At 46.5% G+C, this 22,147-nt stretch carries 19 protein-coding genes; 11 read left to right on the top strand and 8 right to left on the bottom strand.

Annotation, left to right across the window (positions count from 1 at the left end; translation table 11 throughout):
* Window positions 1-885 precede the first annotated feature (885 nt).
* From JUB14_RS27020 to JUB14_RS27070, 11 genes are all read left to right on the top strand, one after another.
* Window positions 886-1,698, top strand: a complete 813-nt coding sequence (locus JUB14_RS27020; protein ID WP_207509996.1) for a hypothetical protein — start codon at window positions 886-888, stop codon at window positions 1,696-1,698.
* A 116-nt stretch (window positions 1,699-1,814) separates the two neighbouring features.
* The gene (locus tag JUB14_RS27025; protein WP_207509997.1) at window positions 1,815-3,182 is read left to right on the top strand and encodes an AlbA family DNA-binding domain-containing protein; all 1,368 of its coding nucleotides are present in this window, start codon (window positions 1,815-1,817) and stop codon (window positions 3,180-3,182) included.
* A gap of 782 nt (window positions 3,183-3,964) precedes the next feature.
* Window positions 3,965-4,858, top strand: coding sequence for an ArdC family protein (locus JUB14_RS27030; protein WP_207509998.1), 894 nt, complete (start codon window positions 3,965-3,967; stop codon window positions 4,856-4,858).
* Window positions 4,859-4,917: 59 nt separating this feature from the next.
* Window positions 4,918-5,268 carry a hypothetical protein gene (locus JUB14_RS27035; RefSeq protein ID WP_207509999.1) on the top strand — a complete coding sequence of 117 codons (351 nt, stop codon included), beginning with the start codon at window positions 4,918-4,920 and terminating at the stop codon, window positions 5,266-5,268.
* Window positions 5,269-5,614: 346 nt separating this feature from the next.
* Window positions 5,615-6,139 (top strand): hypothetical protein, encoded by a 525-nt coding sequence (locus tag JUB14_RS27040; protein WP_207510000.1) that lies wholly within the window; start codon window positions 5,615-5,617, stop codon window positions 6,137-6,139.
* An 82-nt stretch (window positions 6,140-6,221) separates the two neighbouring features.
* Window positions 6,222-7,367: a DUF5712 family protein gene (locus tag JUB14_RS27045; RefSeq protein WP_229368362.1), complete on the top strand. Its 1,146-nt coding sequence runs from the start codon at window positions 6,222-6,224 to the stop codon at window positions 7,365-7,367.
* Between the two features lie 38 nt (window positions 7,368-7,405).
* Window positions 7,406-9,316, top strand: coding sequence for a type IV secretory system conjugative DNA transfer family protein (locus tag JUB14_RS27050; protein WP_207510002.1), 1,911 nt, complete (start codon window positions 7,406-7,408; stop codon window positions 9,314-9,316).
* Window positions 9,317-9,418: 102 nt separating this feature from the next.
* Window positions 9,419-9,649 carry a hypothetical protein gene (locus JUB14_RS27055; protein ID WP_229368365.1) on the top strand — a complete coding sequence of 77 codons (231 nt, stop codon included), beginning with the start codon at window positions 9,419-9,421 and terminating at the stop codon, window positions 9,647-9,649.
* A gap of 17 nt (window positions 9,650-9,666) precedes the next feature.
* Window positions 9,667-11,547, top strand: coding sequence for a toprim domain-containing protein (locus JUB14_RS27060; protein ID WP_207510003.1), 1,881 nt, complete (start codon window positions 9,667-9,669; stop codon window positions 11,545-11,547).
* Between the two features lie 39 nt (window positions 11,548-11,586).
* Window positions 11,587-12,216 carry a 3'-5' exonuclease gene (locus JUB14_RS27065; RefSeq protein ID WP_207510004.1) on the top strand — a complete coding sequence of 210 codons (630 nt, stop codon included), beginning with the start codon at window positions 11,587-11,589 and terminating at the stop codon, window positions 12,214-12,216.
* A gap of 100 nt (window positions 12,217-12,316) precedes the next feature.
* Window positions 12,317-12,637 (top strand): hypothetical protein, encoded by a 321-nt coding sequence (locus JUB14_RS27070; protein WP_229368368.1) that lies wholly within the window; start codon window positions 12,317-12,319, stop codon window positions 12,635-12,637.
* A gap of 840 nt (window positions 12,638-13,477) precedes the next feature.
* On the opposite strand, the gene JUB14_RS27075 is transcribed toward JUB14_RS27070, so the two are convergent.
* From JUB14_RS27075 to JUB14_RS27110, 8 genes are read right to left on the bottom strand one after another with little or no spacing between them, the layout of a single operon-like run.
* Window positions 13,478-14,125: a hypothetical protein gene (locus JUB14_RS27075; RefSeq protein WP_229368370.1), complete on the bottom strand. Its 648-nt coding sequence runs from the start codon at window positions 14,123-14,125 to the stop codon at window positions 13,478-13,480.
* Window position 14,126: 1 nt separating this feature from the next.
* Window positions 14,127-15,344 (bottom strand): hypothetical protein, encoded by a 1,218-nt coding sequence (locus tag JUB14_RS27080; protein WP_207510005.1) that lies wholly within the window; start codon window positions 15,342-15,344, stop codon window positions 14,127-14,129.
* The gene (gene traM / locus JUB14_RS27085; RefSeq protein WP_207510006.1) at window positions 15,341-16,681 is read right to left on the bottom strand and encodes a conjugative transposon protein TraM; all 1,341 of its coding nucleotides are present in this window, start codon (window positions 16,679-16,681) and stop codon (window positions 15,341-15,343) included. Before traM ends, JUB14_RS27080 begins: the two co-directional genes overlap by 4 nt.
* The gene (locus JUB14_RS27090; RefSeq protein WP_207510007.1) at window positions 16,656-17,657 is read right to left on the bottom strand and encodes a DUF4138 domain-containing protein; all 1,002 of its coding nucleotides are present in this window, start codon (window positions 17,655-17,657) and stop codon (window positions 16,656-16,658) included. Before JUB14_RS27090 ends, traM begins: the two co-directional genes overlap by 26 nt.
* Before the next feature lie 13 nt (window positions 17,658-17,670).
* Entirely contained in the window at window positions 17,671-18,309 is a 639-nt protein-coding gene (locus JUB14_RS27095; protein WP_207510008.1) for a hypothetical protein, read from the bottom strand.
* Window positions 18,310-18,319: 10 nt separating this feature from the next.
* A complete protein-coding gene (locus JUB14_RS27100; protein ID WP_229368372.1) occupies window positions 18,320-19,402 on the bottom strand; it encodes a TraJ family protein in 1,083 nt (360 codons plus the stop codon).
* A gap of 12 nt (window positions 19,403-19,414) precedes the next feature.
* On the bottom strand, window positions 19,415-21,856 hold the full coding sequence (locus JUB14_RS27105) for a TraG family conjugative transposon ATPase (protein ID WP_310586210.1): 2,442 nt from the start codon (window positions 21,854-21,856) through the stop codon (window positions 19,415-19,417).
* Entirely contained in the window at window positions 21,807-22,145 is a 339-nt protein-coding gene (locus tag JUB14_RS27110) for a hypothetical protein (RefSeq protein ID WP_207510009.1), read from the bottom strand. Before JUB14_RS27110 ends, JUB14_RS27105 begins: the two co-directional genes overlap by 50 nt.
* Window positions 22,146-22,147 lie beyond the last annotated feature (2 nt).

The following is a 22,147-nucleotide window of genomic DNA, read 5'->3' on the forward strand; positions in this document are numbered from 1 at the left end:
AGGGTGAAGTGGCTGTTCCTATGGATCGAAGCATTTTCAGGCGGTTTTTTCGACTATTATCTGTTAGGGTGAAGTGGCTGTTCCTATGGGTCGAAGCATTTTCAGGCGGTTTTTTCGACTATTATCTGTTAGGGTGAAGTGGCTGTTCCTATGGATCGAAGCATTTTCAGGCGGTTTTTTCGACTATTATCTGTTAGGGTGAAGTGGCTGTTCCTATGGGTCGAAGCATTTTCAGGCGGTTTTTTCGACTATTATCTGTTAGGGTGAAATGGCTGTTCCTACGGGCGGAGCTATTTTTAGGCGGTTTTCGACTATTATCTGTTAGGGTGAAACCTGGTTCAAGGCCTAGTTTTGCTACAACTAACCATTTCAAAAGCCCTATTAGGGAATTGCACAGTTTTGTATTATGTGGATAACCAGTGACCAATAATGATTCATGCCCAGATTTTATACAGCTATTACTATTATCTGTTAGGTATAGGACTATCATCTGTTAGTCTTAGGACTATTAATTGTTAGGGTTCCGACTATTATCTGTTAGGCTCCGACTATTATCTGTTAGGCTCCGACTATTATCTGTTAGGCTCTGACTATTATCTGTTAGGGATAAGTATGTTTTTCCATGTATAACACACTAGAATCTAACTACTTACAGATGTTTAGAAATCCTATAATATCGTAATAATCTTATCTGTCAATAAAAATGATTTATACAAGTAATAGTATAATAACGATTATTAGGTCATTGAAGCTTATGTATATTGTGTGGATATCTTTGAGTAGGAAAAGAAAAGCGAAGAAAAATCAGAGGAAGTTTTGGGTATATTTTTTGTGAATTTCCCTTAAAGGGAAACATAGTAGATACTAAACATAATAGGAAAGTATATGAAACAGCTTCTCTCTCATGCCAAACGCAGGCATTACGAGCCCCAGTTATATGCGCGGCTCCTTTCAGAACTTACTCAGCTAATGGATGATGTTCCTAAACTACACCCTGATCGTAATATTTGGGATATTGAGGGCGACTGGAACTCTACTGGTGTCATTCACTTTGTTGATGCAGGTCATCAATCTCTATTTGAAAGCGTTAAAGATTTCGACTGCCGGACTATTAAGCTCGTTAATTTGGGTCGTCCAGCAGCCCGGATTACTTTTTACAGGAAACACCGCTACTGGTTGCTCAAAGATAAAGACATACCCCTCGATCAGAAGATTGAACAGATTAGAGCTTACATCGAGAATTTAGCCCTAAAAAGCCAGGAACTGGAAGAAAAACTCGACGGCATGAGTCAGACAAAACGCACGGAGGCCAGGGAAACGATCTACCGAAATCTGAATGAAATCACCACATGGCATACCATACTTGACAACATCACCGACTATGAGTTAGCTCTCTCCAATTATAGTAGGCTGCATTTCTACGTAACTGTCAATTACAAATATCGTCTGGGATCCGGAGAATATGCTAACGAGCAGGAACATTTGCTAAACCCCCAGCGCGACCGTGAGGGCAATGTAACACAGCTTCGATATAACATCATTTTTGTTGATTCGGTGGAAATCCTTCGTGACCACCCCTACCAGAACCGGGAGGTAGAGGGCTTTTTAAATAATTTTCCTATCAAATCAGAAATGGGTCGTAATACTATATATGCTAGGCACCGAACTGAAAATGAATCTATTGAAAAGTTCAAATGAAATTTTAATATCATATAGTTTTAAAAAATTATGATAATGTAATTATAATGTTACATTATATCAAAGCATTGAACCATTGGCTTCTAAAAAAGTACTAGCTTTACATACCCGAATTCATGCTTACTTCTGAATCTATCCGAATATTGGCCGCAAACGGCGAAGGCTACAATGCCGAGTTTAATGTTTCGATACCATCCAAGGTAAGGGAGCTAACAGAGGAGGTTTGTGCATTTGCCAATGCAGCGGGGGGTATTCTGCTGATCGGTGTTGATGACCACAATCAAATTCGGGGTGTTCAACTTGACAACGCCAAGCGGTCGGCTATCCAGAATAGCTTGGGCGACATCTCCCCCCCCCTACGCTGTGAACTTTCAGTAGTTGAGGTGGACGGTAAGTCTGTAGGCGTCATTGAGGTACCTTCCGGGCCAAACAAACCTTATGTGCTGTCTGGTGCGATTTATGTGCGGCAGGGACCCAATACCCAAAAACTGACGACTGCTGAGCAAATGCGTGATTTTTTCCAGCAAGCCGAAAAGATTTATTTTGACGAGACACCCTGCCCGAATTTTGATTCGGATACCGAACTTGACGAAGCTTTTCTGGCAGAGTTTTTAGCCGAGGCCCGCCTAAGCCGAACGGTATCGCAAGATCAGCTATTCCAAAACCTGAGGCTGTATACCCTGGAGAAAAAAATAAAAAATGGAGCGGTCCTGTTTTTCGGTAAGGATCCACAGGCGTACGTAGAGAAAGCCATCGTCCGCTGTGTGGCCTTTCAGGGTACGGACAAGCGTTACATCACCGACGACCAACCATTCGGTGGCTGCCTGCACGAGCAGTATCTTAGGGCCATGCAGTGGTTACGGAGCAAAGTCAATGTCCGCTACGACATTGAGGGGCAAGGCTCCAAACCCCGGAAAGAAATCTGGGAAATTCCTGAGACAGTTTTCAAGGAGGCGATCATCAACTGTCTGTCCCATCGCGACTATTACGAAAAAGGGGCCGTGACAACCGTTGAGGTCTTTACGGACCGGGTTGAGATAACCAACCCTGGCGGATTGGTCAGCGGAATACGTGCCCAGGACTTTGGGTACAAGAGCCTTTCCCGCAATCCCCTTATTTTTGGACTTTTTTCCCGAATGCACCTTGTGGAACAAATAGGTTCCGGCATCGTGCGTATGAACGACCTCATGAGTGAGGCTAACTTGCCTGCTCCTGAGTTCAGAACCGAAGGAATGTTCACCGTAACGCTGTGGCGATCTGCCCGCACTGTGGAAGAAACTGTGGAAGAAACTGTGGAAGAAACCGCAAGAGAACGTATCATTAATTTAATTCGAGCGAATCCCAAAGCAAGAATTCAGGAAATGAGGAAGGCAACTGGACTGACCCGGCGTGGCGTGGAATATCAGCTTAGCCACATGAAAAAAGAAGGTATCTTGCAGCGAGTCGGATCCACAAAGGCAGGATATTGGCAGATAAATGAGTAAATATATTGACATATTAAACTATCAATATTTTAGCTCTTTGTAATAATAAAATATTGAGATAATAACATATTATTTGCACGCTATATGCCCACCCTCCAATGGATTGGAAATGACAAAGTAGCCAATCACCATCTGATGTACCATACCGGGTACTGAACCATGAATATGGCTTCAATGCCTTCGAACATTGGGTGAATCTGGGTATTGCCAACCTGGAAAACATCGTATTTTGGCATCGCAATCTGGTAGGTGGAAAATGGTTTTCGATCAATGGCTTCAAATCTAATCCTTACCCCGACTTCATTCTCCTTACTCGATCAAGCAATTTATTTTTAATGGAAACCAAGGGCGACCACCTCGAAACTCCTATAGCGCCGCCAAGATTAGGTTAGGCAATACCAGGTCTACCAACGCATGTCAGCGCTTCAAGTACTTTATGGTTTTTGAAAAGAATACGCTAGTTAACGCCTATACTCTGGAAGAGTTCATGAGCCTGGTGGAGGCGCTATAAGCTGATGATTCGAATCAGCTTCTTTTCATGATTTGCTAAGTATTTAATTTCATTGATATTTTGATATTATGTAATATCTATGTTTTGATAGTTTATAACATCAAAATAATACGCATATAGATCTTTACCAAGCCTAATTTACTGCTTCTTCGCTTTTAAGAATAGAAGGGAACATAAGTCATAGTTAAATAATATATTAATATATCAATATTTTATAATATTGATATATTCAGTAACTTAGTATTGTCTTAAAACACAAAACGACAATACGATGAAAGGGCAGCAGAAAGAAGCTTTTGACATTTATGGATTTATCAACTGTCAAATCATGAAGAAGTTGGAAAATGGCGTAATTCCGTGGCGTAAGCCCTGGAAAGTGGCAGTGGTGGACGGGCAGCAATACAGCACCCCCCACAACTACGACACAAAGCGATCTTACAGCGGAGTAAACGCTTTTTTGCTTGCCCTCACTCCCTACAGTACACCTATGTTTCTAACTTTTAATCAAGTAGTAGAGCTAGGGGGAAAGGTGAAAAGAGGTGCCGTCAGTTTACCCGTCGTTTTTTGGAAGCCGCTAAAACCTGAGAAAGAAGGCGATAAGAGCGAAAAGAATCGGCTCATTTTGCGTTATTATCGTGTATTTAACATTGAGGATACTACTTTGCCCGTAGAAATTCAGGAGCCCCAAGAGCAAACTCGGCCCAAAGTTGTTGAAACCTGTGAGCGTATTATTGACCAAATGCCTAATTATCCCCGCTTAGTAAGCAGTGATAATAGTGGTTGCTACTACTCACCCGCGCTTGACTTGGTAAACATGGCACCAGCCCAAAACTTTGAATCGCCCGAGGATTACTACAATGTCCTGTTTCATGAATTGGTCCACTCGACCGGACACAGTAGCCGGTTGAACCGCCCAGAGATTATAGGAATTGCGCCCTTTGGTAGTCAAACATACACGAAGGAAGAATTAACCGCTGAATTAGGAGCCGCTTACCTATGTGGGATTAGTGGCATAAGCGCACAAACTATAGAGAACAGCGCGGCTTATATTTCGGGCTGGTTGGATCGGCTACGGGATGATAAGCGCTTTTTCTTTGAGGCGGCCCAGAAGGCACAGCGAGCTGCTAACTTTATTCTGAATATCAATTACCAAACAGAAGAGTAACAGAAATGTCTAGTTGTTAAATTGAAATTTTTTGACTGCTAGTTAAAATTCACAACTATATGGAACAGTATACCCTTGAATTCATTGCCCCAAACGGTTACCCAAGCGCCTGCCTGATCACAATTTATCGACAATGTGGTATCGTGGTAGCGACTGACATAGATAAAGGCATAAGTGTAACTAATGCCTGTGAATTGATTGCTAACGAAGTTGTGAGGCGGTACGGTATAGATCCTCAAAAGATGATATTTATAGAACAGTATCGGCCCGATCGCCTTGATCAAACCACGGATTTATTGAAATTCGATTTTGTCGATGGTAAAGCCTTTAGACATCCAAAATGGATTCATATACCTGCTGGGGAGTTTAGAAAGATGGTTTCTATCGCTGAGGAGGTAGAAAAAATTTAATGAACTAACGCGATTTAAAATAGTATAATTTTAATATTATGATATTTTAAAAGTATATACCTTTGTTGGTCTGGTTGCTAGTCTATGTTATTAGGATTAGTAACCAGACAATTTTTTGTTTTGTGAAATTATGGCCGTTAATTATTTTAGCAGCTCGAAAGTGAAAAAGGGGAAGTAGGGCCAAATTTTGGCAATAGCAAGATAGTAGTTCTTAATTTATTGATATATAGATAGTTAAATGAGTTAAAGAGATAAAAGAGTGTACAGCTGAACTGCAACTTCCTTTATTTGAGGTACTTGATAATTATCGCTTGTACACCCCAATTGGCAATTGCTTGATTTTGAGATGGAGAGAGAAACTGTGAAGATTGATGCCGAGGTAGCAGAGCGCGCCCGCAAGCAAGTCGAGAAAATTAACCAAAAACTGGCTCGAAGAAAAGGGCTGAACAAACCTTCCAAAGTAACCCTCAATGAATACCTGAGCAAGGCCGTTGCTCACTACATTGAGCTGGATTACGACCCCAGCCGGGAGGATGATAAGAATCCATTGAAGGAGACAATCAACCGCACAACCGAGCGGATCATCACCTACCTACAAAGCCACGAAAAGTGGTACATGGAGCCCGTCCGTCAACACCTGGAAAAGGTAGATCAACGATTAGATCAGAATCCAACATTTGAAACCCAGCCGCCAAGCGATGATCTACGGTTTATCCGGGATATGAGTTTGTATTCCTATCTAACCAGTGACCTAGTGTTAAACTTGCTTTTTCATCAACACTGTGACACGCCGGAAAAATTGGCTGAACTACAGGAATGGGCCAGTAAGCGGTACCAGGAACGCTATGATGAATTGATGATGAAATACTGATGTGATATAATAGTGTGATTTTATTATTTCAGTATCTTAAAATATCAATACGTAAATATCATAGCCAATGGTCATTCGCGTTTTGCCTGCAAGTAAGGGCGGCATCTACACAAATACCGGTACTTCACAGGCACTTGTTTACTACTTGGAACATGAGGCGAGGGAAGAGAGAGACCCGACACGATCTATCTTCTTCAATCAGAAACGGGAGGAAATCGACAGTCTGGAGGTGAGGGAACATATAGATGCTAATGTAAAAGGTTTGCAAAAAAATAAACCGCATTTTCATTCACTGGTAATTTCCCCAAGCTTAGAGGAACTCCGACACTTAAAAGGGGATGAGGCGAAGCTGAAATCCTATACCCGACAGGTAATGGATAATTACGCCCAAAACTTTAAAAGTAAGTATCTCGCCCAAGTGGAGGGGAAGGATATTGTTTGGTATGCTACCCTTCACAAAAATCGGCTGTACACCGGGCTTGACGAGGAAGTACAGACGGGACAGGTGAAACCCAAACAGAAAAAAGAGGGAGAACAGACACATATCCACGTGATCGTATCGGCCCGTGATAATACGATGAGCCGGTCGCTGCATCCTGATAGTGGTAGCCGTCAGTTTAACTATAAAGCCTGGCTAACTAAAAATAAAGAAGACTTTGAAAAATCTTTCGGATATAAGCCCAACATCACGGAGGCGCAGCAACAGCAGAGGCTGGATAAGCAGATGAATCGGTTGGAGAGAGGAGGACTACTCCTCAACCGTGCGCAGATGCACGAGATTGGGCGAAGTCAGAACTATTCACCTGATTTCTGGAAGAAAATGAATGAAGTGGAGCGCGGAGCGAAGAAAGGGGATGTCTTCACGCCCCGACAAGCTTACGAACGGATTACTGAAAAACCAGAATTGAGAGAGCAGAAAACCAAAGGGCTAAATAAGGGAGACATTTCGCCTCCTGTACTCGGAACCACAAAAAGCAAAGCCGAATCTATGAACTTGATTGCTGAGAGCAAAAAAGGCGAGATCATAAAAACGGATGTTGTCCAAACGGCGGACAGGGGCGGGGAGAAAATTGATAAGAATACCGATACAAACCAGAAATTCCGGCCCATCCGGATTGACATCACGCCACTAGTCGGGGCGCTGAGGTTTGATAGTGTTCCAAATACGGGTGGCCATGCCATCAGCAAAGAGGATGATTTCAGACGTCGAATGAGAAGGCGCAGATGAGTGAGAAAGCACTTAACCAGGAAAAGAAAGTCAAATAAATGAATCAGAACCGTAACGCCGTCTGGGTGCTAGTGACTTTGTTAGCTGCCATAGTAGGGGGTGAGTACTTGCTGTTGATGTATGTTTCGCCTCGCGATGTGGGCTGGTACAATAGGCTCTTAAACGCGTACATGAAAGGTGGCTGGCTGATTAGGGTAGTCTTCGCTATGATTATCCCCTTAGCGTTTGCCATACCCGATGATACTGATTTATCAGGAAACCAAGCCAGGAAGCTGAGGAAGAAAAAGCAGCCCTCTACGCCCGTTCAACTTGTTGCTGTCTTTGGGTACTTAGCAGGTGTATTGCTGTTAGGCATGGCGCACCAATTTCCGTATCATTTCAAATACCTGGTGCCGGTGGGAGCGGCAATGGGTATTTTTTTTGGAGTAGCTGTGGGCTTCTGGCTGTTCCGACCAAAGCCCAGGCGGCCCATTGTTGAAGACCGAAAAACAGGTGTTCCGGCTTTAGGGTTCCAGTTCGGTACCACAACGGGCGGCTGGATAAAAGTACCCAATCCATTTCGGGGTGTCTTCATCGCCGGCGGACCAGGTTCGGGTAAGTCAGACTCGCTGGCTAAACCTTTCATTCGCCAGGCACTAGAGCAGGACTATTGTGGTATCGTGTATGATGTTAAATTTCCAGAACTTACGAACTACGCCTACCATTGTCGTCAGCATAGCCCAGAAGCAACGTCGCGATTTTGCGTCATCAACTTCCAGGATATGGACCGGACCCACCGTCTGAATCCGATTGCTCCAGAAAATATTCCCAGCATTGCCTACGCCGAGGAATACGCCTTGGCGCTGCTGCGGAACCTGCAACAGGAAACCATTGAGAAGCAGGATTTCTGGTCACGCTCCTGTACATCGGTTTTGACAGGTCTAATTTGGTACCTCCGCAAGCACCATCCAAAGTGCTGTACCTTGCCGCACGCGGTGACGCTGATCACCAAAATGCCCTATGACAGACTAATGACTATGATTGGAAACGACTCCGAATGTCTGAGTTATGTGATGAGTGTGGTTACAGCCATTGGTAATAAATCTGCCGACCAACTTTCGGGTGTCATGGGTACCTTGCAGGTCATGCTAGCTAAGCTGGCGAGTCCCGAAGTCTTCTGGGTGATGTCGGCCACCGATGAGGGATACAGCATGGATTTGAATAACCCCAAACAGCCGATCCTTCTCTGCCTGGGCGGCGATCGGGAAGTGATGGACTCGTTGCGCCCACTCTTGGGACTATACAGTACGGTAGCACTGAAACGAATGAATCGCAGGGGAAAGCATCATTCGATCCTGCTATTGGATGAGGCTCCGACGATTTACATACCTAACTTTGAGCAGATACCCGCCACCGGGCGTAGTTCGCACATTGCGACGGTATATATGTGCCAGGACTTGTCACAGGTACGGAAGTACTACGGGGAAAAGGAAAGCCAGATGATTCTGGGAACGCTGAGCAACCAGTTTTATGGCGCAGTGTCAAGCGTGGAAACGGCCAGGTATGTCAGCCAGTTGATTGGACAGCACGAAGTAATTACTCCGGAAGAATCGCGGGATAATAGTCCTGCTTTCGATTTAAGTAGTGTATTGGAGGGGCGACACCAGCCCAACCGGGGCCGCAGTACGCTCAACTTCCGGAAGCAGCAACGTCCTATTATCAATCCCGAAGATCTTCATGAGTTTGACCAAGGCGAATTCATCGGCTTTACGGTTGAATCGAAGGAAGGGCGGTTCTGGGGGAGAATTACTTTAGAAGCTGAGAATAGGGAAATAAATGGACTTCCCAAATTCTCCACACAGCACGATCTGCAAACCAACATGGACAGCATTGTGCTGGATTGTGCCACAATACTTGGCCTGGAGGATAAGGAGATAGAGAAACTCCTTTATAAAGGATCAACTCGGTAGAACAGCATTGGTTATGGGTTAAAATAACGGTTATTGATGACTGTTTGAGTAAGGAAATACGAACGAATATGATTATTTTTAAGTAACAAAAACAAACAAAAAATGAAAACCATAGACCGTTTGCAGGGCAAGGAATTGGGGGTTGATGTCAAGGTTTTGCCGGACACTTTACTGGTAGATTTCACGGCCATTCGCCAGGAGACCATCGAGCGGTACGGGTATGCCGAAAAGCCCGCCGATGAGCCATGGATTATCGGAAAGCTCAGCCGAGAAGACTTTTTCCGTATGAAAGAAGAAGAGCAGGAAGCATCAGGAAACGAAGAAAACCAGTAGACAGAAAGGATTGAGAAATGACCCGCGATCAGGAGGAGTTTATGAGAGTGCTAAATCGGCACCAGGTGGAATATGCGATCATAGGGGGAAAGGCGGTTCAATCGTACGGCAGCACCCGCAAGGCCGACGACCTGGACGTGTGGATTAACCCGACGGCGGAGAATGCGAATAAAATGGTAGCATCGGTAAAGGAATTCATTGGAGCCAAGCTGCACCCGAGTGATTTTACTGATGATAATGTATTGTACTTTGGGCGGAACCCTTACCGGATCGACATCCATAAGGACGTGACAGGCTTAGGTCGATTTCCCGATCATTATCCCGATCGGGTACCTGTTCGAACAAATGAAGGAACTGAGTACAGTGTGTTGTCCCCAAGAGATTTAGTGGCCAGCAAGAAGGCATCTGGACGGGCCAAGGATTTGCAGGACGTGAAATATCTGGAAGAGCGAGTACTTGGAATCACCCCACGGGAAGATCACAAAGTAAGCGAAACCCAGCAGAGAGCACTTCGGAAAGTCGATTTTGAACAATTCAAGCAGCAAATCGACCTGGTTGAATACGCCAAAGACCAAGGCTATATTAAAGATTTGCAGCGTAGCGGTGGCAATTCAGTTTCTCTCTACAAAGCCGACAGCGGAGGGAAAGATAGGATAGTTGTTTATCCTCGGCAGGGTGCAGGAACCGATATCTACTTTAATCCCAACGATGGAGCTGATAAGGGTACCGTTGTGCAGTTTCAGCATCGACGGGGGACGGGGGAGTGGAAGGATACGATAGAAAAATTGCAGCAATATGTCGGTCAGGTAGATACTCGCGTGGAGCGGATTGCAAGCCAAACAGCGGCATCAGCAACAAATCCACCGGCTCCGACCCGGGAGCAGGCCGTCGTTCGGAGCTTTGATTTAAAGCCGTTGAGTGATACCAACTATCTCAAAAGCCGGGGGCTATCGGATGAAACGATTGAAGCCCCTGAATTTGAAAATGCCGTTTTTAATAGAACCTACTTTGACCGTAGCCGGAGTAAGCAGTTTGTCAATACGGTGTTTCCTATCAAGAATGAACAGGGTACCGTGGCCATCATTGTCCGGAACGAAAATGTCAAAATCGTGGACGGTTCCCGTGGCGACGGTATTTGGATTTCTAATCCGAAGGTAGTCGAACCGGGCGGAAGGGTGGACCGGATGGTGATCGCCGAAAGCCCCATCGACGCTATGAGTTTTCACCAAATGAGACCTCCGGCGGAAGGAGAGAAAAGGCTCTACCTCGGTACGGCGGGAAATTTGTCATCCGGAGCCCCGGATACAGTGCAGAAACTGATTGACAAGTACCAGCCCCGGCAGATCGTCATGGCTAACGATAACGACAATGCCGGCATTCGTAACAATATCAATTTGGTGGGCCGTATGCGGTATTCTGGCATTGAGGAAAGCAACAACATACAAGCGCACTTAAACCTGCCGTCCCCCAGTCAGGCACGGCTTACTGTTTCGGTGAGCCACCCCGACCAGGCGACGGGCAGGCAGAGGGTTCAGGAACTGACTGAGCGTTTTGCGACAGTGCTTAATAAAAACTCACCAAAAGACGAGCCGGAAGCCCGGATCAGTGTGAAGAGCTGGCAGGACAACCGTACCGAGTTTGAAGTATCAATGCCCAATACCCGACAAAATTTGATTCGGGCGCAGAACGAACTGACAGTAGCCAAGGGATTACAAAAGGTCGTAAGTTTAAAACTGCCGCACAACAAAGACTTTACGGAGGACTTGCAAAAAGGAGAAAAGTTGCATCTGACGCCTTTGCCGGGGCCGATGAAACAGCAGGCCGCTCCCATCCTAAGCCCCGAAGTGCCGAAGATGGTACCAAAGTTTGATTTGCCTCCGTCCGGAATGAAACGATAGTTGGATCATTGCTTTAAAAGTTGGCTATAAACCTATCCTATGAAGTACTTCATCGTCGATACAGAAACGAACGGACTGCCGCAGAGCTATCATCTGCCTGTTACGGATCTGTCAAACTGGCCAAGACTTATCTCCGTAGCCTGGGGCTTGTATGATGAGGAGGGGCATCAATTGAACCAACATTACGAGCTGGTAAAATCGGATGGTTTTCGCTGGAATAAAGTAGCGCAGCGGATCCACGGAATCACCCAGGAGCAAGCAGAACGGAAAGGAAAGCCTCTGGCCGAAATCTTGGAACAATTGCGGCAGGACGTTGAAAAGGCTGATGCCTGGGTGGGACATAATATTGGCCTTGATTATGGAGTGATCGGGGCCGAGTTTATTCGAATGCAGCTAGCACAGTCGGCTAGGGTAGGGGAGCTGCCCGCCCGGCCGTTGCTTTGTACGATGGAGGCGAGTACCTACGTACCTGGAAACCCAGAACCGGTCCGCCTGGATGAATTATACCATCAGCTGACGGGCCGACGAATGAAGGGAATGCACAACGCCAGTGCCGATATGCTGGCCACGGCTACATGTTTTTTTGAACTTAAACGAAGAGGATATTTTGGAAATGAAGAGATTGAGCGTCATCGCATCAGCCATCCTATTGATTCTAAACCTGTATAGCTGTCAAGATAAAAATCCTGAACCCAACTTTCCGCCAACGAAAGCATATTATGCTTTTCGGGTATTCAAACCAACCAATCCCAGCCAACCACGTAACGAAGTGGGTTTTGATACGCTTTCCTACCGCGCTGAGGACGGGAGCACCCATATCCTGACAAATCGTACTATCTACTATACTAACGATTATGATACTACGATTTATACCAATGTTCACTCTGATCGTATACTGGAAGGGTATCTGGTCGCTGGCAAGGCGCAAAACGTTACTATTGAAGTTGGCATTATTGATAAATCAGGTGCGAAGCGGAAGCAGGATTACAAGCTAGTAGGGTCTAGTAACCAAGCATCGGCCGCTGCGTCTGTTGTGCGGGTCAGGCTGCGAAAGGAGGTACCATTAGATGAAATTCGGAGTGCCAATTAACTTGGTTATACGTATGCCAGCCACAACATTGGCTGGCATACGTATAATCGCACCTTTTATAATAACAATTTATGAATATAACCCCGAGCTCTGTTCGGTGGTGCTAGCTTATACCCGCTGCAACGGTTCCTCACTAGGGTAGATCGAAGCTAGTTTTCGATTCTATAAAATAGAACTGGCTTTCCAGTCGAACCGACTGTGGTTATGGACCAACCGGCTTAAACTTATGATGATATCATATTTCTTGCATGATCCATAGATTTGGTCTGGTTTCGTAAACATATTCAGCTTATACTTTTGGCCCAGAGAATAATGTGCTTAGAGGTCTCTGTATCTCATGGTAATCTTGATACCACGGTCGATTAGTCTAGCGAGTTCAGAAGCGGATCTGGCATTCTGAACTTGAAGCTCTAACTGTTCCAGGCCTTCTTTCTCATTAGGTGTTGGCTTTCTTTTCAAGAATTTCTGTACAGCCTTGACTAGATAACCTTTTTTCTAGACGCTTATCATAGTCTTTCAAGGAGGGGAGACTACCGTATTCAGCATCAAGAAGAATTTTGAAAGTTGTAGTCTCTGCCCCATGCAGACCTCTTTCGCACTTGAAGGCTCTTCTAATGAAAAATTCATAAAAATTTCCTTGTTAGTAGGTTTCTCCAGAATTCAAAGGAATGAGATGGTCCGGTTTATCGGCACAGTGAACTTGCTTAACCTGCAGGATCATGCAACCTATAATCAAAACCCCTAAGCGTCGTAAATACGATGCGACTTTCAAATTTGCGCCACTCCCTTCAAAATTTTGGATGACTCATGTTAAGCCAAAGCATGGATATAACCGATATATCATCGACTATAGGTCAGCCCCAACCGCCACTGATCCTTTTCATATACCATAGTTTGATAACTTTTTTCTTCATGCTTTGCCTGGCTGTTTTCGCCACCAAAGGTCAAATGTACTTCCACCACCACTGAATCAGGTGTGATTTCTCGTATGCCTACGGCTTCGGCAGCGGTAATAGTGCCGCCGCGCGTGGCGGTCTGCATGGAGAGAGGGAGTAGTCCCGGCAGCTGGCGTACTTCGCGGCGGAAGGCGTTGGAAAGGTAGGGATATAGATTAGTGCTGTTGTTGCGGGCGTATTCATTGGCCACGTAAAATGCCTCTTCAGCTGTCCGCTTGGCTTTCCAGTGCTTGCCCTGGTAAAAGGTTTTGAAAAGGAGAATTACCAGCAAAAGGGCCAGTAATCCGCCGATGGTGTGAAACGGATATTTGGCCACAATAGCCGATATTTTGGCTGATAATACCCGGCCGGGGTTTGAATCTTCCTCTTGTTTAGAATCCGCATGTGAGCCAAATTGGCGCGAATTGCTTACATGCCGCCTGATTGAGTTTTCCTCAATAGGCTCGTGGGCTGGTTTTGTTTTAGCAAATCCATTGATACCATCGCTGCCGTTCAGGCGGGAGAAATACTTTTTTCCAGAGTTATCTTTCATCTTATAAGGAAAGGTCAAGGTAACGGTAAGATTCCTGCATATAGGTGCGGGCGCGCTTCATTTCAATTACTTGCTGAAGAGGGGTCTTTTCCAGCGCATCTTCCATAAGTTCATCGCCTTTCCGACGGTATTCTACGGCCTGAGTTGCCATATCCATTGCCGATTTTTGCAATGAAGCCCGTTCTCCGGTCGTGAGCCGTAAACCGCGCGGAGAATTTTGTTCAGCAAAATACTCCATGTCAGGAGCCAGTGGGTCCATGATTTGCGGATTCTGAAAGGCTCCATCCACGCTTGATAAAAAGCCCTGGGCATCGCTGTTTACCTGATCCAGCATCTCTTGAAACATTCCCACCATTTCTTCGGGCATGCTACCATTTAGATCACCCAATGACAAAAGGTCAAAACCTATTCCAATGTTGGGAGGATCGCTGATCAGTTGTTGGAGGTTGGCCTGGGACATTCTTTGCATAATGGTTTGTCGAAGGCGACGGGCAATGTCAAGAGCAGTTCCATTTTGCTCATCGTTCAGAGCATTGTTCAGCGTTACGGATTGCGCGTAGAGCTCATCGGCTAGCTTATAGTAGAGCAAGGATTGCACGATCTTCTTTTTCTGGGCAGCCGTCTGGAATTGCAGCAGGTGCAGAGCTTCCTCGCCTCGAGCGGTGCCTAAGTCCGTCAGGTTGGCCGGTTGCCGGGCGTCCAGCCCTGATTTTCCAAAAAACATATTGTAGATGTTGCTACCGCTGTTTTGGGCTAAGGTGTGGTTCCTGGCAGCACCATTGGTGATTTGGTTTTCAAGTTGTTGGAGAAAAGCCGCCGACACGTAGCCACTCAGGTACTGGTTCACCTCTAGCTGAATCTGATTGAATACTACAAGGTCATTGAAGCGAATCTGGCCGTCACGGGAGCGGATGGCTTTAAGTTCAGAAACCGAGCGCATCAATTCTTCGACGCTACGGCTTATTTCTAACTGGGCTTGTGTGTATATTTCGGTGCCCTGAGAGCTCTCTTCGATCCGGGCCAGCTTAGCAAGCTCCTTTTTATTCTTATCCAGAATTTTTTTCAATTCCAGGAGTCGTGCCTTGGCATACTTGTCTTGTCCTCCCCCAACGCCAATCAATGAAAGCCCCATTTTCACAATAGCCTCTATCTGGCTATTGGCGGGCACTGGTACTATTAGAAGTGTAGCGAGAAGGCAAATAGTGATTAACTTTTTCATTTTATTGGTACAAAAAATACTTTGAAACCATCTTGCAATTGCAGTTTTTGCCGAACCTCACGCCGCCGACCCGTCGTAGCCGCCGACGCCAGGCCAGCGCCAAGTGTAGCCAGAGCATTGCCGGCACCATAAATCTGAGTCGCCCGATTAACTGAATAGCCTGCCGACCAGGCCGCCTGTCCAGCCGCTTGGTTCAAAGCGTTGTTTGTCGCTTGATCAATTTGTTGGCGGGATGGTTTTTCTGATTGTACAGCTAGCCCTTCGTTCATGTCCAGATCAAGAGCACGCAAACGAACGGGTACTGCCTCGCCGGTAGCCAGCAGCCGTAGCGTTGTGATATTAAATAAGGCCCGCGTATTGTTTACCTGCACGAAACCAACCAGGATTGAGCCTTTCGGAGCAAAGCGACCGCGGATCATGGCATCGGCCAGCGTTCGGAACATTACCCGGGATCCATTGGATATTGTCTGATCCCCACTTACCACGCCAGGAATGGGGTCGTTGGCTTCAATCTGACTACGCTCTACGACAGACCTATCGAAGGCCTCTTGATGATTACTAGATGCAGTAGTGCCGCCATTTCCAGCTTCAGCCTTGACCGTATTGAAACCAGCGCGCATGAGGTATTCATCCCGTGCCTTATTACGTAAAGGATCCTCCGTCGTTGTGTATTCATCTTGTGAACGGCGGGGAGAGGGCGTCTTGTCATTCGAGTAGTTCCGGCTGCGTGGTTGTCTAGCCAGCTGCTGGGAGCGGGTCAGCTCTTGCTGCACGGAGGCATCCTGTCGAACGGAATCTGTTGCCTTGGTCTTTTTTCGGTTTTCTTCCTGCTGTTTGAGAGCTAGACCATAAATACTGTTTACATCGTCGTAGTTCATGGTCCGCATTTGCTCATCATCAGCATAATCGGTTGGCTGCGAGGTTTGGCTGCGTTCACGTTCGGCCACATCTATTGGCTCTGCCGGCACAGGGGCCATTTGCGCGGCCTGAAATCCATTGGAAGAAACCGTCATTTTCCAAAGCATGACCACGATGGAGACGACGGCAATTGAACCCAAACCTAGTGCCACAATGGCCTTTTTCCGTTTTGTTGCCTCCGCTTTGTTTAATGCATTCGTACGGACATTAGCTACATTTTCTTCTTCCTCTTCCATAAATTCCTCCTCAAACAAGAACTTCTCATCTATTACTTCCTCGTCAGTAATTCCATCTTCGGACCATTGACTGATAGGAGAGAGTTTTGCCTCATTCTCATTGGGAAATGTTTTTTGGTCGTATTGGTCTTCAAATGCGTCGTCACGTAGTTGAGCTTCACGCTTTTTTCTTTCTCCAGTCATTCCAAATCCAGGTTGAGTTTGAAAAACGTTCTTTATTAGTCTCCTTTTTGAGTTTATCTTGACGTAATCCTGACTGGGTCGAGCGGGCATACAAAACGGTCTTCATCGGCAGGCTGAGCGTGACATTGCGAGTCCCCCGTTTCTCACGGATATTGACTACAAACTCACTCCGGGTTTGCGGAGCGAACTGCGGTAAAGCAAACCGCAGCTGAACTTTTTGGTCCGCCTCGACCCGGTCAGGCACCGTTTCAACTATTGGTTCCATTGGGTAGGTCTCTCCGTCGAGGTATATACCTTTTCTTTTTCTAGCCTGGTTCTGATACCAGAAACTTACCTGATCGAGGAGATAGGGCATGGCGGTTTTGTTATGTATGGTCAGCTGGACATAGGTATTCGTTGCATCGTGCAGCAGATGAGTGAGTTTGACTACGATGCCGCTATTTCGCTCCTGATCGAAGTTCTGTGGCTCCTCACTCAGCAGTGAGTCCATCCGAGTTTTCAGGTGGTTTTTAGAATTTAAATCCAATTGTTCCTGGTAACCCAGTGGCTCCTCAACAGGAGTTCTTAATGACGTAGGATTCACTGATGCTAGTAGTTGATTGCTACTAGTTGTCCTCTCTGGAGGAGTCATGCCTAGTTCTGTTTCAGCGGACCGTTGCATTTTGGCTATATCGACAAAGGCAGGCGATGTTCCTTCCGATACTCTTAGATAACCTAAAAACGTATCGTCGGAAGTTCTGACCAGTAGGGGCGTAACCCGAGCTGATGAAGTTTTGGGTCGGACAAAAACAATGTTTCCCGATTCGATTTTTACCAGGTACTCTGGGCTAATGTCCACCAAAGCCACCTTAGACGGAAAAATCAAATACGTTGTCGAGGTTCGGTTGACCTTGATTGTATCGGGTAGATAGGTTTGCGCACGGCACCAGGTAAAAGTTCCAACGGCCAGCATTAGAAAAATAATTTTCTTACTCATCGGATAATTCTGATTAGTGGTTTGTGGCTACCGACCGTGCTTCCTCGGCTTGAACCGGACGCGGGTAATCAATGAAGGAAAAAGTATCTATCAAAAGACCGTAAGGGTTGATATCCGAGCGAAGTTGGCGCGAGAGTGTGAAACGCGCCGCGACGGGTTGCACAGCAATCTGATTGTCATATACTACCTGCTGAGCTCCCCAGACAAAGCCTTTATACGGTTCGACGCTCATATCCACCTTTACCGAATCACAGGTCCAGTTGGTATGCGAGTTATAGCGATGGTAGTTTTCCAGTACCCGGCCCCGTTTGAAGGTTTCGTAGATTGCCCGACCATCGTTATGATCCACTAGCTTCATGCCGTGGTTTACCCGTTCGCGAAAAGTGCTGGCATCATGCTGGAACATGAGGTCCATAAAGGATCTAACCAGGTTTCGTGCTTCGTATTGGGTCGGCTGTACCTGCCCGGCTGAAATGGCCGCGTTGGTTCCATTATCGGATACCATATACACCCGTTCGGCGTTATGGCTACTTTCCTTTATGTAGGCGTACAACCAGGCGACATTGCTCAGCGCCAATGCGACTATTAAGCCTAGACAAACCACTTTCAGGGATTTGATAAGGTGTGTTACGTTGTTTGCTTGTTGCATCATTAGTTTTACTTTATGACTCACGATCAGTTTTACGCCCGGAGCTGCCATTGTTTATAACAAAGGCACTTTCTCGCTCAGCGCTTCGGTTCACTGGCTTTCCGCTAGTATTAGACAGAGTGCTTCTTCTAGTGGTAGTATTGCTTGAACGAGCTGCGCCACCACTCGAACCCGTCCTGCTCACGGACTGAGCGGTACGGGCAGCGGCACCCGGTAAGTTGGCTCCTTTGCTGGCCGCCCAGCTACCCAGGCCTCCGGCCGAGGTCATACCTCCAATGAAGGCGTTTGTTAAAAAGGGTGTGGCCAGATAGGCTCCAATTACACAGTAGTGTACAACCACCAGATTGAAGACGGCTCCAAATCGCTGTTCTAGCGTAGCGTTATTCATCATATTGTCAATGTGCGTGTCCACCAGGTTGTCCACGTAGAAATTGACTATGCTGTCGAGTACTCCGATTGTCATTGCCCAGAATTTGGCGTGTAGCAAATTACGGAACCAATAACCCATGGCACCCTGTAATCCGGGAATCATGGAAATTAGAATCGCAATTGGTCCTGTAATCATGAGAAAGACCGTGACCAGCACCTGCATTTTGGCCACGAAGGCTCGGATAAGCAGCGTCAAGCCTTCGGCCACCAGACGAACCATTTTTAGAATGACCATTTCCATGGAATTGCTCATTACACCCAGTACAATGTCAATATCCTTCTTCATCTGATCCGAGTCCCAGGACAGGTCGAAATCTTTCCAAAGGTTATCGTTAACGGTAGAGAAAGCTCCGTCCACCTTGGCGGTCATGGCTTTCAGCGAAGCCAGTACCTCTTGTGGATCTTTAGGTGAGAAAAGTCCGGCGACCGAGTCGATCATACCCGTCACAATGCTCAGCAGATCTCCATAGAGTGTCAGTACAATGGTCAATATTATAGCCCTGATCAGGGGGGTATAGTCGGTTGTAAGATCGGAAGACACCAGAAAAGTACGTCCAAGAGCCCACAGAAAATTGACCATCATTAACAACGCCGCCAGACCCAGTACTTTGGTACGGATAAGATCGCTGTTGCTAGCCAATAGAAAGCCAAACGATTCCTCATTCATGCGATAAATAGCTTAAATTATTCCTTCGGCTTTGTCTTCATTATACTGGCGCACGGCATGTACAATGTTACCCCGGTAGGTACTGGTCAGGTCACGCAGATGCTCCCGCTCGGCAGGCTTCGAAGTAAGCAGGGGGTAAATACTGGGAGCGGCCTCTAAACGGTACACTTTTCCGTGTTCTCCCTGGCGGATAAAGATTTCCCGCCAGGTCTTGGTTACCCTAATCGAGCGCATCTTCTCCAATTCATGCCGGGTGAATCCAAGCACTGCCGAAACCCGGTCAAGCTGCTTGGCATCCTGATGGTTGAGAATGATTTTGGTGTCGGCATTGACCACGATAACCGGACCTACTGCTGAATCTTCGATTTCTTTTACCCCCTGCGTAATGATGCACATGGAGCCATTGTTCTTACGTATGGTTCGGTACATCATTTCTACAAAATCTCCCATACCTTCCGATAGCATGGACCAGGCTTCATCCATATACAGGTACTTCACATCTTTGGGATAGCGGCGGATCACGTCCAGTGAAAGCTCGGTGACCAGCATAGTGACCACTGATTTTAGCAACTCATTGTCTTTAATCCGGGCCATGTCAAAGCATACCAAAGAATACGCACTGATGTCCTCGTTTTCGCTCCCGTCCAATACGTCCCGGTAATGCCCTACCACGAATGGTTCCAGGCAGGTAAAGAATTCAGCAAAATCGAAGGCTTTGTGCCAGCGAATCAACTCCTCACTATTTTCTTTTTCCTTCAGGTACTGATACAGAAAATCATAGAATCCGATCAGACTTGGAACAGCCGTAGGCGGCTCGCTTTGCGCGTTGTACCATTCATAATAGATCGGAATAAGCCGCACCAGCACCGAGCGTTCGGCCTGCCTTACTGGCCGCTTGTATCCTTTCCAGATAATAGCCAATAGCGTAGAAAGGAAATTGATTTTGTCGCCATCGGGAAGGTAGTTCCCCTCGGTATCCATCTGTATACTGAAAGGGTTGAACTTAATCGGCTTCTGCGGGTCATATTGGTAGTAGCGTCCGCCCAGAGCGGTCATGAGTGATAGATAGGTTCCACCTACATCAATGATGATCTGTCTGTGCCCGGCCTCATACCGCTGCAGCATGAAATAACCCATAGTGAAGGATTTGCCAGAGCCTGTAGGGCCTACCACCACGCTGTTCTGATTGTTGAGGTCCGTATTAAATAAATTGACCAAAACGGGATTGCCATAGCGGTCGGCGAGGAGCTCCCCCTGATTGGCTGTACGGTAGTTGGTCGCACAGTTGAGGTAGCAAGCAGCATTGTCGCCCGACATCAGTAACCACCGGTAGTTTTGGTATCCGTTTCCAGGAGCCAGAGCCAAGAAAAGATTGGTTGTATCCATCGTTTCAACGAATACGTCGGCTCCGCCCATCGCCCGAAAAGCCGCTATTCCCTGCTGCACCATTCTCTCTCTCAGTTTATTATCGGTATTCCAAACCACAAGCGACAGATTGACACTCATCAAACTCTTGTTGTCCGTGCGAAGCCCGTCGATATAGTCCTCGAGTTCAAGCATTTTAATCTTGTTCTCGTGAGTCATTAGAAAATCAAGGTTGCGGTTGATTTTCTGTTCGAATTCCAGCGAACTAATCATCCTCTCGGTGTCCTCGATCAGGAAGCTCGTCACCAGTAGGTGCGGGATTTGCAAGTCGAGTGCCAGGGTTGAGACATAGGGAGCTTCCACACCAGTCCGACTTGGCTGAGTATTATGAATTACCGAAGGTTGTCCGGTCATCGTTAGCACATTTGCCTTCTTCTCTCCAACCCCAACGAAGGTAGCATCGGGTTGTATGGACCGGTTGAGCGTCGAAGGCTGACGGTTAAATTCCAGATTAAAGTATTGGAGATAGAGATTTTCCAGATCCTCTTCGTTCAATCGGCTCAACCGTATCTGCCCGAGCGAAATGCTTTGGATAAACTCTTCCGCCGCCCGTTCCGCCCGTTCTGCTAGCGCGTCAATGCCATCGAAGGGGTTCTTAAGCATTGGCAGCCCAAGTCGTGCCCAAATAGTATTAGCGGCATTCGTACGGGGTTGCCGTTCGTTTCCAAAAGAGAGGCATAGGTAGGATGCATGATGCAATACCGGCTTGTCCTGCAGGTGGGCATGCTGTCTTTGGGTGAATGGCGCATTTACTTTGTCCATCAAACCTTTGGGGATCCTATGTCTCTTGGTGTAGTAGGCATCCAATTTTTGTATGACTGTCCCAACGGGTAATGTTCGGGAGGCACGGTAAAAAGCCGAACTCAGTGCATCATATTCTCCGTCCGTAATGCTTTCTGTTTCCACACCTTCAAGACGATAGCATATTACGATCCGCCCGTCTTTTAGAACAGCGATTGCCCCGCCGTCACTACTGTTTTCAATATTGAATACGGGAAACACCGCGTCGTAATTGACTGTTTTTGCCACGAAGCTTAATGATTACGTGATTGACTTTTTTGGGTTGGAACCAAGTCCAGGAAATCATTGAAATCAGGAAAGATGGGTGTTTATGGCGCTCACCCCACCGCAGTACAAGCCACGACAACACGAGCAACAATAAGATGACTCCATACACCACGCGCGGAACAGGAATAACAGTTCGGGCAAGGGATGCCAAAGTTATAAGGCCGACCAATAAGCTGATGTACAAGCCCAGTTCCTGCATCCGCATCCCTAGAATCCGGGTAGGTTTCTCCAAGGATTTTTGAACTTTCATAC

The sequence above is a fragment of the Telluribacter humicola genome (assembly GCF_017355935.1).
Classification (GTDB): domain Bacteria; phylum Bacteroidota; class Bacteroidia; order Cytophagales; family Spirosomataceae; genus Telluribacter; species Telluribacter humicola.